The sequence below is a fragment of the Micromonospora eburnea genome (genome assembly GCF_900090225.1).
Lineage (GTDB): Bacteria > Actinomycetota > Actinomycetes > Mycobacteriales > Micromonosporaceae > Micromonospora > Micromonospora eburnea.
Map to the genome: position 1 here is coordinate 5150999 of NZ_FMHY01000002.1, position 16090 is coordinate 5167088.

Consider the following 16090-nt stretch of genomic DNA (forward strand, 5'->3'; position numbering starts at 1 on the left):
CTTGCCGTACGCAGCGACCTTATCCGAGCGCGCGACGTCGCGCTCCGGCGGGTGGTGATCCCGCCGGCAGAACGACGCCCCACCGTCCTATCAGACCACGAGCATGTCGGGCGTGACGGCCGCTTCCGTATCCGGGATGCCCAGGTCCCTGGCCCGCTTGTCGGCCAGCGCGAGCAGCCGGCGGATCCGGCCCGCGATCGCGTCCTTGGTCAGCGGCGGCTCGGCGAGAGCGCCCAGCTCCTCCAGCGAGGCCTGCCGGTGCTCCAGACGCAGCCGCCCGGCCGAGGTGAGATGGTCGGGGGCGTCGTCGGCGAGGATCTCCAGCGCCCGGGTCACCCGGGCGGCGGCGGCCACCGCGGCCCGGGCCGACCGGCGCAGGTTGGCGTCGTCGAAGTTGGCCAGCCGGTTGGCGGTGGCCCGCACCTCGCGGCGCACCCGCCGCTCCTCCCAGGCCAGCACGCTGGAGTGGGCCCCGATACGGGTGAGCAGGGCGGCGATCGCGTCGCCGTCCTTCACCACCACCCGGTCCACGCCCCGCACCTCGCGGTTCTTGGCGGTGATCCCGATCCGCCGGGCCGCGCCGACCAGGGCGAGCGCCGACTCCGGCCCCGGGCAGGTGATCTCCAGCGCGCTGGAGCGGCCCGGCTCGGTCAGCGAGCCGTGCGCCATGAACGCTCCCCGCCAGGCGGAGACCGCGCAGCAGACGTTGGCGGCGACCACGTGCGGCGGCAGCCCGCGCACCGGACGACCACGCACGTCCAGCAGACCGGTCTGCCGCGCCAGCGCCTCGCCGTCCTTCACCACGCGTACGATGAAGTGGCTGCCCTTGCGCAGCCCGCCGGAGGCGAGCACGTGGATCTCGCTCGGATAGCCGTAGACCTCGGCGATCTCCCGACGGAGCCGCCGGGCGACCGCGCCGGTGTCCAGCTCCGCCTCGACCACCACGCGACCCGACACGATGTGCAGGCCACCCGCGAAGCGCAGCAGGGCGGCCATCTCCGCCCGCCGGCAACAGGGCTTGGGCACGTCGACCCGACTCAGCTCGTCCTTGACCGCAGCCGTCATCGCCATAGTGCGCCCCCTCACGGACCGGTACCGGCGTGTCGCCGGTGATTACGTACGTGTCTAACGATCGGCGCCCAGGACCGGCACCAGGGCGGCGCCGAGGGCGGCTGGATCATGGCGGGGCGTGCCGTCGCGGACGGCGATGGGGGCGAGGACCAGCCGGGCACCCAGCGATTCTGCCGCACCTTCGACCGCCACGGGGTCACCCACCGCCTTCGAGTCGGCCAGCACCATGTCCACCTTCAGCTCAGGCAGATAGCGCCGCAGGGTGTCCAGATGGTCGGCCAGGGAGAGCCCGAGGGTCTCCTTCTCCGCCACCAGGTTGAGCGTCACCAGCCGCCGCGCCCGGCTGGAGACGATCGCGTCGGCCAGCCCCGGCACCAGCAGGTGCGGCAGCACGCTGGTGTACCAGCTGCCCGGCCCGAAGATCAGCCAGTCGGCCTCGCGTACCGCGGCCACCGCCTCGGCGCAGGCGGCCGGCGCGACGGGGGTGAGCCGCAGCGCCTCGACCCGGCCGGTGGTGACCGCCACCTGGTGCTGGCCACGCACCGTGCGTACCTCGTCGGGGCGGTGCGGGTCGCCGCCGCGGACCCGGGCCTCGATGTCGACCGGCTGACGCGACATCGGCAGCACCCGGCCGACCGCGCCGAGCATCGCGCCGGCGTGGTCGAGCGCCGCCACCGGATCGCCGAGCACCTCCATCAACCCGTGCAGCACCAGGTTGCCGACCGCGTGCCCGATGAGCGCGTCGGCCGTCGCTCCGCCGTCGGCCGGGTCCGCCGCGGCGGCGAACCGGTGCTGGAACAGGCCGGCGGTGCGCCGGGTGGCCGGGTGGTCGCCGGCCAACGCGACCAGCGCCTGCCGGAGATCCCCCGGGGGCAGCCCGCCGCGCTCGGCCCGCAGCCGACCGCTGGAGCCGCCGTCGTCGCCGACGGTGACCACCGCGGTGATGTCCAGATCCAGTTCGGGTACGCAGTGCCGCAGCGCCCGCAGGGAAGCCGAGAGCCCGTGCCCGCCGCCGAAGGCGACCACCCTGGCCGCGCTCATTCCCGCCCCAGGTCCCGGTGCTGCGGGTTCGCGGCGATGCCGGACTGGCGCAGCCGGGCGGCCAGTTCCTCGGCGATCGCGACGCTGCGGTGCTTGCCACCGGTGCAGCCGACGGCGACGGTCAGGTAACGCTTGCCCTCCCGCTCGAAGCCGGCGGTGGTGGCGTTGACCAGGTCGGCGTACCCGGTCACGAAGGCCTCGGCGCCCTCCTGGCCCAGCACGTACGCGCTGACCGCCGCCTCGCGCCCGGTGTGCTCGCGCAGCTCCGGCACCCAGTACGGGTTGGGCAGGAACCGGGCGTCCATCACGAAGTCGGCGTCCGGGGGGAGGCCGTACTTGAAGCCGAACGAGAGCACGGTGATCCGCAGCCGGCGGGAGTCCTCCCCACCGAACAGCTCCTCGACCCGCCGCCGCAACTGGTTGACGTTGAGGTGGCTGGTGTCGATGATCACGTCGGCCTGCTCTCGGGCCTCCTCCAGCAGGGCACGCTCGACGGCGATCCCGTCGGCCAGCCGCCCCTCGCCCTGCAACGGGTGGGAGCGCCGGACGCTCTCGAACCGGCGGATCAGCACCTCGTCGTCGGCGTCGACGAAGACCACCCGGGGCTGGAAGCCGCGTTCGCGCAGCTCCCGGATCGCCCCGGCCAGGTCGGTGGAGAAGGCACGCGAACGCACGTCCAGCACCATCGCCGTACGCCGGGTCGCGCCGCCGGCCTTGAAGGCCAGCTCGGCCATGTCGAGCATGAGCGCCTGGGGCAGGTTGTCGACCACGTAGAAGCCGACGTTCTCCAGCGCCCGGGCGACCGTGCTCCGGCCGCCGCCGGAGAGGCCGGTGACCACCACCAGGGTGGTGTCCGCCTCGGCCGGCGCCGGCCGGCTCAGGGCTGTCTCCGTACCGGTCGGCACCAGGCCTCCCGCCGTCCGCGCCTCACTCACCTGATCCACCCCCCAAGCCGTGGCGCCGCGGCCGGTCGGCCGCGCGTGGTCAGTCAGCGACTCTAACGGCTGCGCGCCCGTACCGGATTCCACGGGTGACCACCGGAACAGCAGCTTGTCCGTTTTGCCGGCGCCTGGCCCCGCCCTGTCGCACTGCCGACACCGCATCCCCGCCACGGAGCGTCACGCCACCGCAGGGATACAGCAGTCGAACCGATTCATCTCTGCGGCATGAAAACGCAGAGCGAAAGTTCGGACGGTGATGTCGAGAACTGTTGACTGGCTCCGTCCCCGTGGTGAGCGTGACCAAGATGGGTCGCACCAGCACGGAGGAGAATGATCATGGCGAAGTACTTGCTGCTCAAGCACTACCGGGGCGCTCCGGCTTCGGTCAACGACGTACCCATGGACCAGTGGACGCCGGAGGAGATCTCGGCGCACATGCGGTACATGAACGACTTCGCGGCCCGACTTGAGGGAACCGGCGAGTTCGTCGACGGTCAGGCGCTCGCCCCCGAGGGGACGTTCGTCCGGTACGACGGCGAGGGGCGCCCACCGGTCACCGACGGCCCGTTCGCCGAGACCAAGGACCTCATCGCCGGCTGGATGGTGATCGACGTCGACAGCTACGAGCGTGCCATCGAGCTGGCCGGGGAGCTGTCGGCCGCCCCCGGGGCGGGCGGCAAGCCGATCCACGAGTGGCTCGAGCTGCGTCCCTTCCTGACCGCGTCGCCCACCATCACGGAGTGACCCGCAGATGAACGAGGCCCTGCTCCGGAGCCTCACGCCGAGCGTGCTCGGGATCCTCGGCCGCCGCGGAGCCGACTTCGCGGCGGCTGAGGACGCCGTCCAGGACGCGCTGGTCGAGGCGGTCCGGGTCTGGCCGGCCGACCCGCCGCGGGACCCGAAGGGCTGGCTGGTCACCGTGGCCTGGCGCAAGTTCCTCGACGCGACCCGGGCGGACGCCTCCCGCCGGCGGCGGGAGGACCTCATCGACGAGGAGCGCGCCCCCGAGCCCGCGCCCGCGGTGGACGACACGCTCCAGCTCTACTTCCTGTGCGCCCACCCGTCGCTGACGCCGTCGTCCGCGGTCGCGCTCACGCTGCGCGCCGTCGGCGGGCTGACCACCCGCCAGATCGCCCAGGCCTACCTCGTTCCCGAGGCGACCATGGCGCAGCGCATCAGCCGGGCCAAGCGCACGGTCTCCGGCGTACGGTTCGACCGGCCCGGCGACGTCGCCACCGTGCTGCGCACCCTCTACCTGGTCTTCAACGAGGGCTACTCCGGCGATGTCGACCTCGCCGCCGAGGCGATCCGCCTCACCCGGCAGCTCGCCGCCGCGATCGACCACCCCGAGGTGGCGGGGCTGCTCGCCCTCATGCTGCTCCACCACGCCCGGCGTGACACCCGGACCGCGCCCGACGGCAGCCTGGTGCCGCTCGCCGAGCAGGACCGCAGCCGATGGGACACCACGTCGATCGCCGAGGGCGTCGAGATCCTGCAGGCCGCCCTCGCCCGCGACCGGCTGGGCGAGTTCCAGGCCCAGGCCGCCATCGCGGCACTCCACGCCGACGCGCCCACCGCCGAGGAGACAGACTGGGTACAGATCGTCGAGTGGTACGACGAGCTCGCGCGCCTGACCGACAGCCCGATAGTCCGGCTCAACCGCACGGTGGCCGTCGGCGAGGCCGACGGACCGCGCGCCGGGCTGGCGGCGCTCTCGGCGCTGGACGACTCGCTGCCCCGCCACACGGCGGTAGCGGCGTATCTCCACGAACGCGACGGCGACCTGGCCACAGCGGCACGCCTGTACGCCGAGGCGGCCCACAAGGCCCCCAACCTCGCCGAGCGCGACCACCTGACGCGCCAGGCCGCCCGGCTCAACGCCCGCATCCGCTCATCGACGTGACCGGCTCGCCGATTCGGGGGTCCGTCGCACGCAAGGTCGCCGGCCGGCACCACCGGTGGACACGCAGTCAACGCCGCCGGCATCAGGGGGGCGGCCGGGCCGCCCGGCCCTGCGTCCACCGCGCGGCCGGCACGGCGGGCTCTGCTGGGGCGACGGGGACGGGACCGCGCCGTGACAGTGGGTGTCGGGGGCGGCTCGTAGACTGCGCGGATGGTCTCCCCCACCGATGAGCGGACCGAGGACGCCCTGCGGGTGCTGCGCCGGGTGTTCGGCTACGACGCCTTCCGCGGCTTCCAGCAGGAGGTCGTCGAGCACGTGGTGGCCGGCGGTGACGCGCTGGTGCTGATGCCGACCGGGGGCGGCAAGTCGCTGTGCTACCAGATCCCCGCGCTGGTCCGCGACGGCGTCGCGGTGGTGGTCTCCCCGCTGATCGCGCTCATGCAGGACCAGGTCGACGCGCTCACCGCGGTCGGCGTCCGCGCCGGGTTCCTCAACTCGACCCAGGATCTCACCGAACGGCGGCGGGTGGAGGCGGCCTTCCTCGCCGGGGAGCTGGACCTGCTCTACCTCGCCCCGGAGGCGCTCGCCGTCCGCTCCACCGTCGCCCTGCTGGAACGCGGGCGGATCGCGCTGTTCGCCATCGACGAGGCGCACTGCGTCTCCCAGTGGGGGCACGACTTCCGCCCCGACTACCTCAACCTCTCGATGCTGCACGAGCGGTGGCCGGGGGTGCCACGGATCGCGCTCACCGCCACCGCGACCAGGGCCACCCGCACCGAGATCGCCACCCGCCTCCAGCTCACCGACGCCCGCCACTTCGTGGCCAGCTTCGACCGGCCCAACATCCAGTACCGGATCGTGCCCAAGCGGGAGCCGCGCAAGCAGCTGCTGAGTCTGCTGCGCGACGAGCACCCCGGCGACGCCGGGATCGTCTACTGCCTGTCCCGCGCCTCGGTGGAGAAGACCGCCGAGTTCCTGGTGGCCAACGGCGTGCCGGCGCTGCCGTACCACGCCGGGCTGGACGCGGCCACCCGGGCGGCCAACCAGCAGCGCTTCCTGCGCGAGGACGGCCTGGTCATGGTCGCCACCATCGCGTTCGGCATGGGCATCGACAAGCCCGACGTACGCTTCGTCGCCCACCTGGACCTGCCCAAGTCGGTGGAGGGCTACTACCAGGAGACCGGCCGCGCCGGGCGCGACGGCCTGCCGTCGACCGCCTGGCTGGCGTACGGCCTCCAGGACGTGGTGCAGCAGCGCAAGATGATCGAGACCTCCGAGGGCGACCCGGCGCACCGGCGCAACCTGGCCGCCCACCTCGACGCGATGCTGGCCCTCTGCGAGACGGTCCGCTGCCGCCGCGCCCAGCTCCTCGAATACTTCGGCGAGACCGCCACCGAGGGCTGCGGCAACTGCGACACCTGCCTCGAACCACCCGAGTCCTGGGACGGCACGGTCGCCGCGCAGAAACTGCTCTCCACCGTCTACCGGCTGGACCGGGAACGCAACCAGCGGTTCGGCGCCGGGCACAGCATCGACATCCTGCTCGGCAGGCACACCGACAAGGTCGACCAGCACGGCCACCACTCGCTGAGCACGTTCGGCATCGGCAGCGAGCTGCGCGAGGCGGAGTGGCGGGGCGTGGTGCGGCAACTGCTCGCCGAGGGCCTGCTGGCGGTCGAGGGCGACTACGGCACGCTCGCGCTGACCGAGGCCAGCGCCGAGGTGCTGGGCCGCCGGCGTACGGTCACCATGCGGCGGGAGCCGGAGAAGCCGGCGGGCACCCGGTCGGCGAAGCCGCGGGGCGCGGCCACCGTCGTCGCCGAGCTCTCCCCCGACGCGGCGCCGGTCTTCGAGCGGCTGCGGGCCTGGCGGGCGGCCACCGCCAAGGAACAGGGCGTGCCCGCGTACGTCATCTTCCACGACGCGACCCTGCGGCAGATCGCCACCGAGGCGCCGGCCTCGCTGGCCGACCTGTCCCGGGTCAACGGCGTCGGCGAGAACAAGCTCGCCAAGTACGGCGAGGCGATCCTCGCCGTACTTGCCGAGGACTGACCGAAGACGCCGAAGGGCCCGACCCCGTTCGGGGTCGGGCCCTTCGACACCTGCCTCGGATCAGGAGCTGTAGCCGCGGCTGGCGATCCAGTGCGCCAGGGCGTCCACGTCCATCCGGTAGGAGGCCATGTTCGGGTCGGCCGAGTCGGCGATCGTCACGGTCTTCCCGCCGTCGCGGTAGCCCACCACGCTGATGTAGTGGCCACCCGCGAAGGAGTGGGTGTTGCCGTCGGTGTCGGTCGCGGTGCCGGCGATGTTGGCCACCACGGCCCGGCCGTCGTCCACGGCCTTCACGACGTCGGCGCGCAGCTTGTCGACGTGCTTGGCGTCGACCTTGTCAACCGGCAGCTCGGTGCTGTGGTACGCGTTGCGGCCGGTCTCCTTGTTCAGCACCGGGGTGATGTCGTTGATGCTGTCGGTGCCGTTCTCGGTGGTGCCCATCTCCTTGGCCATGGCGTCGACGTTGATGTCCTTGCCCTGGACCGAGAGGGCGTTACGGGTGGCGGCGGGGCCGCAGTAGTAGAAGTTCGGCTGCGCCTCGTAGCGCACGTTGAGCTCGCGCTCCCCGCCCTTGCGGTCGGTGGTCACCGACGACGCGGCCTTCTGGGACGGGGCGGCGTGCGCGGCGATGGCGGGGCCGGCGATGCCACCGGCGGTGGCGGCGACACCAGCAGCGGTCAGGACGGTCTTACGCAGCAAATCGGTACGCATGATGATCAAAGCCTTTCGCTCGGGGGTACGCGACACGCCCGCGAAGGGGGTGCGGGTGCCACGGGTGAAAGGAAATCTGGGGATCCGGTGCCCGGCGGCATGACCTGCTCGGGCGGCCCGGGGGATGTAACGACCGGCGGCGGGCGGTGATTCCCGCGGCCTCACCGGCTCGAAACCGTCGCGGTTCCCGGATGTAACCACCGGGGCGGGGCAGCGATTCCCACGAGGTCACCGGGGTGGGACCAGTGCCGCGGTCCCGGGGATGTAACGACGGCCGCCGGCCGGTCATTCCGACCCGGCCCGGCCGGCCGAGCGGGCCGACTCCGGCGCAAATCCAGACAGTCGACACATATGGCGCGCCTGCCTGAAGGGCGCTCAAGATGCGGCATGTTGTGGTCTTCGGGACGCCGGAGACCACAACATGCCGCACATGGAGTGGATCACGCAAAGGGGGTCGGGGTGGGCGTCAGGGGGCGGGGGTGGACTGGTCCAGGGCGGCCAGGATCGCCTCGGCGGTCCGCTTGCCCACACCGGGCACCTCGGTGATCTCCTCGACCGTCGCGGCGGAGAGCCGCTTGAGCGAGCCGAAGTGCCGCATCAGCGCCTTGCGGCGTACCTCGCCCAGCCCGGGGACGTTGTCCAGCGCCGACTCGGTCATCCGCTTCGAGCGCCGCTGCCGGTGGAAGGTGATGGCGAACCGGTGCGCCTCGTCGCGTACCCGTTGCAACAGGTAGAGCGCCTCCGAGGCACGCGGCAGGATGAGCGGGAACTCGTCGTCGGGGAGCCAGACCTCCTCCAGCCGCTTGGCCAGCCCGCAGAGCGCCACGTCGTCGATGCCCAGTTCGGCGAGGGCCTGCGCGGCCGCGGCCACCTGCGGCGCACCACCGTCGACCACGACCAGCTGCGGCGGGTACGCGAACTTGCGCGGCCGCCCCGTGGTCGGGTCTATGCCGGGCCGGTCGGGGTCAGCGGCGGTCTCCTCGCCGATCTCCCCGGTCTCGGCGCGCGCGTCGAGGTAGCGGGCGAAGCGCCGGCGCAGCACCTCCGACATGGCGGACAGGTCGTCGGTGGCGCCCCGGATGATGAACCGGCGGTACTCGCTCTTGCGGGGCAGCCCGTCCTCGAAGACGACCATGCTGGCGACGACGTCGGTGCCCTGGATCTGGGAGACGTCGAAACACTCGATGCGCAGCGGCGAGGTACGCATACCGAGCGCGTCGGCGATCTCGTCGAGGGCCTTGCTACGGGTGGTCAGGTCGCCGGCCCGCTTGAGTTTGTGCCGGGCGAGCGCGTCCTTCGCGTTGCGTTCCACGGTCTCCAGCAGTGACCGCTTGTCGCCACGCTGCGGGACGCGCAGCGACACCCGGCTGCCCCGGCGGGCGGAGAGCCAGTCGGCGAGCGCGTCGGCGTCGCCGGGTAGCTCGGGGACGAGCAGCTCGCGGGGGACGTCGGCCTCGCCCTGCTCGCCGCCGTAGACCTGGGTGCAGAAGTGGTGCACCAGGTCGCCGGTGGTCAGCTCCTCGGTCTTCTCCACCACCCAGCCGCGCTGGCCCCGCACCCGCCCGTCGCGGACGTGGAAGACCTGGACCGCGGCTTCGAGTGGATCCTCGGCGAAGGCCACCACGTCGGCGTCGGTGCCGTCGCCGAGCACCACCGTCTGCTTCTCCATCGCCCGGCGCAGCGCGGCGACGTCGTCCCGCAGCCGGGCGGCCCGCTCGAACTCCAGCCGCTCGCTGGCCTCCTGCATCTCCCGTTCGAGCCGGCGGACCATGGTGTCGGTGCGGCCGGCCATGAAGTCGCAGAACCCGTCGACGATCTGCCGGTGCCGCTCGACGGTCACGCTGCCGACGCACGGCGCGGAGCACTTGCCGATGTAGCCCAGCAGGCAGGGGCGGCCGACCTGGCCGGCCCGCTTGAACACGCCGGAGGAACAGGTCCGCGCCGGGAAGACGCGCAGCAGCAGGTCCAGCGTCTCGCGGATCGCCCAGGCGTGCGAGTACGGCCCGAAGTAGCGCACCCCCTTGCGCTTGGCGCCGCGCATCACCTGGAGCCGCGGGTATTCCTCGTCGAGGGTGACCGCCAGGTACGGGTACGACTTGTCGTCGCGGTAGCGGACGTTGAACTTCGGGTCGTACTGCTTGATCCAGGTGTATTCCTGCTGGAGCGCCTCCACCTCGGTGGCGACGGTGATCCAGTCCACCGACTCGGCGGTGAAGACCATCTGCCGGGTGCGTTGGTGCAGGTTGACCGGATCGGCGAAGTAGGAGTTGAGCCGGCTGCGCAGGCTCCGCGCCTTGCCGACGTAGATCACCCGGCCGGTGCCGTCGCGGAACCGGTAGACCCCCGGCGACTCCGGGATCGTGCCAGGTGCGGGACGGTAGGTCGAGGGGTCAGCCACGTCGCAAGCCTAGTCCGCACCACCGACACCCCACCGCCACCGCGCGCCCGCCCCGGGGCGGACCGGCGGGGCGGGGACGCCGCCGGCGACGGTCAGGCCAGGGTGATCTCGTCGCCGGTGACCTTGATGTTCTTCGGGGCCAGGGGCCGGGTGGCGGGACCCTGCTTGACGGACCCGTCGACGATCGAGAAGCGGCTGTTGTGGCAGGTGCAGTTGATGGTGCCACCATCGACGTTCGACACCGGGCAGCCCTGGTGGGTGCAGATCGGGTCGAAGCCCTTGAACTGGCCCGCCACCGGCTGGGTGATGACCACGCCCTTGCTGGCGAACACCGCCCCGCCGCCGACCGGGATGTCGGTGGTCCGGGTGATCGGACCGGCGCTGCCCTGGTTGCCGCCCCCGGCGTCGCCGGCTCCGGCGGTCGCGCCCGGGCCACCGCTGGTCGGGCCGGCAGCGCCCGGGCTCGTCTCGTCGTCGCTGCCACAGCCGGCCAGCACCACCGCCGCGCCGACCGCGCCGGCGCCCGCGAGCAGTGCCCGCCGGGTCTGCGTACCCGGCCCGGTCAGCACCTGATCGTCACTCATCTTCGGCCTCTCTCTTGCTGCCGCGCCCCGCGGCCTGCGGCTACAGCTGGTAACACGGATCACTGTGCCGCACGGTTCATACTGACGCGTCCCGAACCCCCGGTCGCGGGGCGGACCGGGGTCCCGGCCCGCCCCGCGTCGTACCGTCGCTCAGCGCGCCCCGGCCGGCACCTTTCGGGTACGCGGCTTCGCGGCCCCGCCGTTGGCCTTCGCCGCCCGGGTGGTGGCTGCCTTGGCGCCCTTGGCCGCGCCGTCGAGCTTGAGCATCGGGCGCAGGAACTGGCCGGTGTGGCTCTCCGGCACCTCGGCGACCTCCTCCGGAGTGCCGGTGGCGAGCACCGTGCCGCCCCGGTGGCCGCCCTCCGGCCCCATGTCGATGATCCAGTCGGCCGTCTTGATCACGTCGAGGTTGTGCTCGATGGTGATCACCGTGTTGCCCTTGTCGACCAGGCCCTCCAGAACCATCAGCAGCTTGCGGATGTCCTCGAAGTGCAGGCCGGTGGTCGGTTCGTCGAGCACGTAGACGGTCCGGCCGGTGGAGCGCTTCTGCAGCTCGGAGGCGAGCTTGACGCGCTGCGCCTCGCCGCCGGAGAGCGTCGGGGCGGGCTGGCCGAGCCGGACGTACCCGAGGCCGACGTCGACCAGGGTCTTGAGGTGCCGGTGGATGGCCGGGATGGCGGAGAAGAACTCGGCCGCCTCCTCGATCGGCATGTCCAGCACCTCGGCGACGGTCCGGCCCTTGTAGTGCACCTCCAGGGTCTCCCGGTTGTACCGGGCGCCCTTGCACACCTCGCAGGGGACGTACACGTCCGGCAGGAAGTTCATCTCGATCTTGAGGGTGCCGTCGCCGGAGCACGCCTCGCAACGGCCGCCCTTGACGTTGAACGAGAACCGGCCCGGGCCGTACCCCCGGACCTTGGCCTCGGTGGTCTCGGCGAAGAGCTTGCGGATGTGGTCCCAGACACCGGTGTAGGTGGCCGGGTTCGACCGCGGCGTACGCCCGATCGGCGACTGGTCGACGCCGACGACCTTGTCCACGTGCTCCAGCCCGGTGATCCGGGTGTGCCGGCCGGGCACCAGCCGGGCGCCGTTGATCTGGTTGGCCAGGACCGCGTGCAGGATGTCGTTGACCAGGGTCGACTTGCCGGAGCCGCTGACCCCGGTGACCGCGACGAGCTGGCCGAGCGGGAACGACACGGTGAGGTTGCGCAGGTTGTGCTCACGCGCCCCGTGCACCACCAGCTCGCGGCCCGGGGTCTGCGGGCGGCGCTGCCTCGGCGTCGGGATCTCCCGGCGCCCGGACAGGTACGCCCCGGTGACCGACTCGTCGTTCTCCAGCAGGGCCGGCACCGAGCCGCTGTGCACGATCCGACCGCCGTGCTCGCCGGCGCCCGGGCCGATGTCGACGATCCAGTCGGCGACCCGGATGGTGTCCTCGTCGTGCTCGACAACGATCAGCGTGTTACCCAGCCCACGCAGCCGCAGCAGCGTCTCGATCAGCCGGTGGTTGTCCCGCTGGTGCAGGCCGATGGACGGTTCGTCGAGCACGTACAGGACGCCGACCAGGCCGGAGCCGATCTGGGTGGCGAGCCGGATGCGCTGTGCCTCGCCGCCGGAGAGGGTGCCCGCCGGGCGGTCCAGGGAGAGATAGTCCAGCCCGACGTCGAGCAGGAACTTCAGCCGGGCGTTGATCTCCTTGAGCACCCGCTCGGCGATCATCTTCTGCCGGTCGGTGAGCTCGATGCCGGCGAGCAGCTCGGCCGCCTCGCCGACAGACAGGTTGCAGACCTCGGCGATGCTCTTGCCGGCCACCGTGACCGCGAGCACCTCCGGCTTGAGCCGGGTGCCGCCGCAGGCCGCGCAGGGCACGTCCCGCATGTAGCCCTCGTACTTCTCCCGCGACCACTCCGACTCGGTGTCCGTGTGGCGGCGCTCGATCCACTGCACCACGCCCTCGAAGCCCGTGTAGTAGGAGCGCTCGCGGCCGTACTTGTTGCGGTAGCGGACGTGCACCTGGTCGTCGGAGCCGTGCAGGATCGTCTTCTGCGCCCGGGACGGCAGCGCCCGCCACGGGGTGTCCAGGTCGAAGTGCTCGGCCTCGCCGAGGGCCTCCAGCAGGCGGAGGAAGTATTCCAGGTTGTGCCCGGTCGACCAGGGCTGGATGGCGCCCTCGCGCAGGCTGCGCTCCGGATCCGGGATCACCAGCTCCGGGTCGACCTCCTTCTTGGTGCCCAGGCCGGTGCACTCCGGGCACGCGCCGTACGGGGCGTTGAAGGAGAAGACCCGGGGCTCCAGGTCCTCGATGGCGAGGGGGTGGTCGTTGGGGCAGGCCAGATGCTCGGAGAAGCGGCGCTCCCGGTCGGGGTCGTCCTCGGCGAGGTCCACGAAGTCGAGCAGCACCAGGCCGCCGGAGAGGCCGAGCGCCGCCTCGACCGAGTCGGTCAGCCGCTGCTTGGCGCTCGGCTTGACGCTGAGCCGGTCGATCACCACCTCGATGGTGTGCTTCTCCTGCTTCTTGAGCTTCGGCGGCTCGGTCAGCGGGTGCACCACGCCGTCGACCCGGGCCCGGGCGTAGCCCTTGGCCTGGAGCTCGGCGAAGAGGTCGACGTACTCGCCCTTGCGGCCGCGGATCACCGGGGCGAGCACCATGAACCGGGTCCCCTCGGCCATGGCGAGCACCCGGTCGACGATCTGCTGCGGGCTCTGCCGGGAGATCCGCTCCCCGCAGACCGGGCAGTGCGGCTCACCGATGCGGGCGAACAGCAGCCGGAGGTAGTCGTAGACCTCGGTGATGGTGCCGACGGTGGAGCGCGGGTTGCGTGAGGTGGACTTCTGGTCGATGGACACCGCGGGGCTGAGGCCCTCGATGAAGTCGACGTCGGGCTTGTCCATCTGGCCGAGGAACTGCCGGGCGTACGACGACAGCGACTCGACGTAACGCCGCTGGCCCTCCGCGAAGATGGTGTCGAACGCCAGACTCGACTTACCCGAACCGGACAATCCGGTGAAGACGATCAAGGCATCCCGGGGCAGGTCGAGACTGACGTCACGCAGGTTGTGCTCGCGCGCGCCACGGATGATCAGTCGGTCGGCCACGGTCCGTGTACTCCCGGAAGAAGAATGTGAGGCGGATCTGTCCGCTCGGAGCATGGTCTGAGCGGTTTTCGAGGTTGTCGAGGCGCAGGAAACACGCCCCGGAAACTCTAGCCCCGAGGTACGACAACATTCGTCGCGCGCACATTCCACCAGGTCAGCCCGGTCGCGCCGACCGTGGGCAGGCCGACGCGACCGGGACTCGACTCAGTACCCGCCGGGCGAGGGAGGTGACGCCGGACGGGCCCGTCGCCGCCGCTCGCCCCGCCAGCTCCCCCGCCGCTCGGCTGCCAGCCGGGCCTCCCGGCGTCCGCTCTCGTACGCCAGCTCCCGCTGGAGCCGGCGCCAGTTCTCCCAGCGCCGCACGGGCAGCTCACCGCTCTCCAGGGCCGCCCGCACCGCGCAGGCCGGCTCGGCCTCGTGCGCGCAGTCGGCGTACCGGCAGCCGGCGGCGAGGTCGGCGATGTCCGCGAAAGCCTGGTCCAGGCCGGCCGAGCCGTCCAGCAGGCCGACCGCCCGGACACCGGGGGTGTCCAGCACCGCGCCGCCGCCGGGGATCGGCACCAGCGCCCGCCAGGTGGTGGTGTGCCGGCCCTTGCCGTCGGAGCGACGGATCGCCTGGGTACGCATCACCTCCGCCCCGGCGAGCGCGTTGACCAGGCTCGACTTGCCCGCCCCGGACGGGCCCAGCAGGCCGAGCGTCCGCCCCGGCGAGACGTACGGTCGCAACGGGTCCAGCCCGGTGCCCCGCTCGGCGCTGACCGGCAGCACCGGCACCCCGGGCGCGACGGCGGCGAGCTGGCGGGCGACCGCGGCCGGATCGGCCGCCAGGTCCGCCTTGGTGAGCACGACCAGCGGCTCCGCGCCGGACTCGTGGGCCAGGGCGAGCAGCCGTTCGATCCGTGCGGCGTCCGGCTCGGGGTGCACCGGTTCGACCACCGCGGCGGCGTCGATGTTGGCGGCGAGTATCTGCCCGCTGGCGTCCTTGCCGGCGGTCCGCCGCACCAGCGCGGTGCGGCGGGGCAGTACCGCCTCCACGGTGACCGGCCCGTCCGGCCAGGTGGCCAGCAGCACCCAGTCACCGGCGCAGGGCAACGCGGTCAGGTCCCGGGCCGCGGCGGCCAGCACCGCCCCGCCGAGGCTGGCCCGCACCGGCCCCTCCGGTCGCAGCACGGTGCAGATCCCGCGGTCGACCCGGGCCACCCGGCCCGGGCGGCGTTCGGTGTGTCGGGGTACGTGCGCCGCCCGGTCGGCGTCCCAGCCGAGGGCGGTCAGATCGAGTGTCATGGGGTCCTCATCGGTGTCGAGGGGGTTGCTGGTGGGACACGCGTGCTACGACCGGCATGCTCACCACCTCCGCTCCGACTCCCGGTGCCGCGTTCTGCGACGACTCCAGCTCGGCCGGCGGCCGCAAGTCGGCCTCCGCGCCGCCAGGCGGCGCTGCGGACCGAATGATGGCCGGCCTGACACCGCCCGCGACCTGAAGCCGTTGGGCCGACGGTAGGCCGTCCGCCGACGCGCCGAAAGCGATTTCCCCGGCGACGCGGCGGTGCCGGACCACTAGGGTCGATGCGTGACCAGTGATCCGCTGCTGCTGACCGGCGAGTTGGACGACGCCATGGCCCGGCTGCTGCGTACCGTGGCCGCCTTCGGTGCCGCGGACGTCGCCGCCGCCTCCCCACTGCCGGGCTGGACCCGCGGCCATGTGCTGACCCACCTGGCCCGCAACGCCGACGGCTTCGTCAACCTACTCACCGCCGCCCGCACCGGCGAGCCCATCCCGATGTACGCCAGCGCCGAGGCCCGGACCGCGGACATCGAGGCCGGGGCCGACCGGGCGCCGGCCGATCTCCTCGACGACCTGCGCCGCAGCGCCGAGCGGTTCACGGCGGCGGTCGACGCGATGCCGGTCGAGGCGTGGGCGGCCACCGTGCAGACCCGGCGCGGCCCATGGCCGGCGGCCACGCTGGTGTGGGGGCGGCTGCGGGAGGTCGAGGTGCACCACGTCGACCTGGCCGCCGGTTACCGGCCGGCCGACTGGCCGGACGCGTTCGCCCAGCGGCTGCTGCACGAGGTGGCGACCGGGCTGGCCGACCATCCCGAAGCGCCGGCCATGGTGCTGCGCTTCGACGGCGTCCGCCACAGGATCGTCGTGGGCGAGCCCGCAGGGGCGCCCACGATCACCGGCACCGCGCCGGAACTCGCCGCCTGGCTGATCGGCCGCAGCGCCGGCGAGGAGCTCACCGTCACCCCCGACGGTCCCCTGCCGACCCCACCGGAATGGATCTGAGTCACC

The 16090-nt window shown here is 72.6% G+C and carries 12 protein-coding genes; 4 read left to right on the top strand and 8 right to left on the bottom strand.

Annotation, left to right across the window (positions count from 1 at the left end; genetic code table 11):
* Positions 1 to 90: 90 nt before the first annotated feature.
* The 3 genes from whiA to rapZ are packed head-to-tail and all read right to left on the bottom strand — an operon-like array spanning position 91 to position 3047.
* Positions 91 to 1071 (bottom strand): DNA-binding protein WhiA, encoded by a 981-nt coding sequence (gene whiA, locus GA0070604_RS22160; RefSeq protein WP_091121822.1) that lies wholly within the window; start codon positions 1069 to 1071, stop codon positions 91 to 93.
* A gap of 54 nt (positions 1072 to 1125) precedes the next feature.
* Positions 1126 to 2112: a gluconeogenesis factor YvcK family protein gene (locus tag GA0070604_RS22165; protein WP_091121828.1), complete on the bottom strand. Its 987-nt coding sequence runs from the start codon at positions 2110 to 2112 to the stop codon at positions 1126 to 1128.
* Positions 2109 to 3047: an RNase adapter RapZ gene (gene rapZ, locus GA0070604_RS22170; RefSeq protein ID WP_377592129.1), complete on the bottom strand. Its 939-nt coding sequence runs from the start codon at positions 3045 to 3047 to the stop codon at positions 2109 to 2111. The genes GA0070604_RS22165 and rapZ overlap by 4 nt, the downstream gene beginning before the upstream one ends.
* A gap of 342 nt (positions 3048 to 3389) precedes the next feature.
* Here rapZ and GA0070604_RS22175 point away from each other — a divergent pair, with 342 nt between their 5' ends.
* From GA0070604_RS22175 to recQ, 3 genes are all read left to right on the top strand, one after another.
* A complete protein-coding gene (locus GA0070604_RS22175) occupies positions 3390 to 3797 on the top strand; it encodes a YciI family protein (protein WP_091127328.1) in 408 nt (135 codons plus the stop codon).
* A gap of 7 nt (positions 3798 to 3804) precedes the next feature.
* A complete protein-coding gene (locus tag GA0070604_RS22180) occupies positions 3805 to 4956 on the top strand; it encodes an RNA polymerase sigma factor (protein WP_091121832.1) in 1152 nt (383 codons plus the stop codon).
* Positions 4957 to 5166: 210 nt separating this feature from the next.
* Complete coding sequence (recQ, locus tag GA0070604_RS22185) at positions 5167 to 7008, top strand: DNA helicase RecQ (protein WP_091121835.1); 1842 nt, start codon at positions 5167 to 5169, stop codon at positions 7006 to 7008.
* Between the two features lie 60 nt (positions 7009 to 7068).
* Here the strand turns inward: recQ and GA0070604_RS22190 are convergent, their stop codons facing one another.
* The 5 genes from GA0070604_RS22190 to rsgA all read right to left on the bottom strand — a co-directional run bounded on the left by GA0070604_RS22190 (position 7069) and on the right by rsgA (position 15081).
* Positions 7069 to 7719, bottom strand: a complete 651-nt coding sequence (locus GA0070604_RS22190) for a C39 family peptidase (protein WP_091121839.1) — start codon at positions 7717 to 7719, stop codon at positions 7069 to 7071.
* Positions 7720 to 8185: 466 nt separating this feature from the next.
* Positions 8186 to 10117 carry an excinuclease ABC subunit UvrC gene (uvrC, locus tag GA0070604_RS22195; protein ID WP_091121842.1) on the bottom strand — a complete coding sequence of 644 codons (1932 nt, stop codon included), beginning with the start codon at positions 10115 to 10117 and terminating at the stop codon, positions 8186 to 8188.
* 92 nt (positions 10118 to 10209) lie between these two features.
* Positions 10210 to 10701: a Rieske (2Fe-2S) protein gene (locus GA0070604_RS22200; protein WP_091121845.1), complete on the bottom strand. Its 492-nt coding sequence runs from the start codon at positions 10699 to 10701 to the stop codon at positions 10210 to 10212.
* A gap of 150 nt (positions 10702 to 10851) precedes the next feature.
* Positions 10852 to 13797, bottom strand: a complete 2946-nt coding sequence (gene uvrA, locus GA0070604_RS22205; RefSeq protein ID WP_091121848.1) for an excinuclease ABC subunit UvrA — start codon at positions 13795 to 13797, stop codon at positions 10852 to 10854.
* A gap of 204 nt (positions 13798 to 14001) precedes the next feature.
* Complete coding sequence (rsgA, locus tag GA0070604_RS22210; protein WP_091121852.1) at positions 14002 to 15081, bottom strand: ribosome small subunit-dependent GTPase A; 1080 nt, start codon at positions 15079 to 15081, stop codon at positions 14002 to 14004.
* A 286-nt stretch (positions 15082 to 15367) separates the two neighbouring features.
* Here rsgA and GA0070604_RS22215 point away from each other — a divergent pair, with 286 nt between their 5' ends.
* Positions 15368 to 16084, top strand: coding sequence for a maleylpyruvate isomerase family mycothiol-dependent enzyme (locus tag GA0070604_RS22215; RefSeq protein WP_091121856.1), 717 nt, complete (start codon positions 15368 to 15370; stop codon positions 16082 to 16084).
* The last annotated feature ends 6 nt before the right edge of the window (positions 16085 to 16090 follow it).

Bases quoted from the DNA above. Each gene is read 5' to 3' on its own strand.
- GA0070604_RS22165 (WP_091121828.1), bottom strand. From the start codon at position 2,112: ATGAGCGCGGCCAGGGTGGTCGCCTTCGGCGGCGGGCACGGGCTCTCG.
- rsgA (WP_091121852.1), bottom strand. From the start codon at position 15,081: ATGACACTCGATCTGACCGCCCTCGGCTGGGACGCCGACCGGGCGGCG.
- GA0070604_RS22200 (WP_091121845.1), bottom strand. From the start codon at position 10,701: ATGAGTGACGATCAGGTGCTGACCGGGCCGGGTACGCAGACCCGGCGG.
- GA0070604_RS22180 (WP_091121832.1), top strand. From the start codon at position 3,805: ATGAACGAGGCCCTGCTCCGGAGCCTCACGCCGAGCGTGCTCGGGATC.
- whiA (WP_091121822.1), bottom strand. From the start codon at position 1,071: ATGGCGATGACGGCTGCGGTCAAGGACGAGCTGAGTCGGGTCGACGTG.
- recQ (WP_091121835.1), top strand. From the start codon at position 5,167: ATGGTCTCCCCCACCGATGAGCGGACCGAGGACGCCCTGCGGGTGCTG.
- GA0070604_RS22175 (WP_091127328.1), top strand. From the start codon at position 3,390: ATGGCGAAGTACTTGCTGCTCAAGCACTACCGGGGCGCTCCGGCTTCG.
- GA0070604_RS22190 (WP_091121839.1), bottom strand. From the start codon at position 7,719: ATGCGTACCGATTTGCTGCGTAAGACCGTCCTGACCGCTGCTGGTGTC.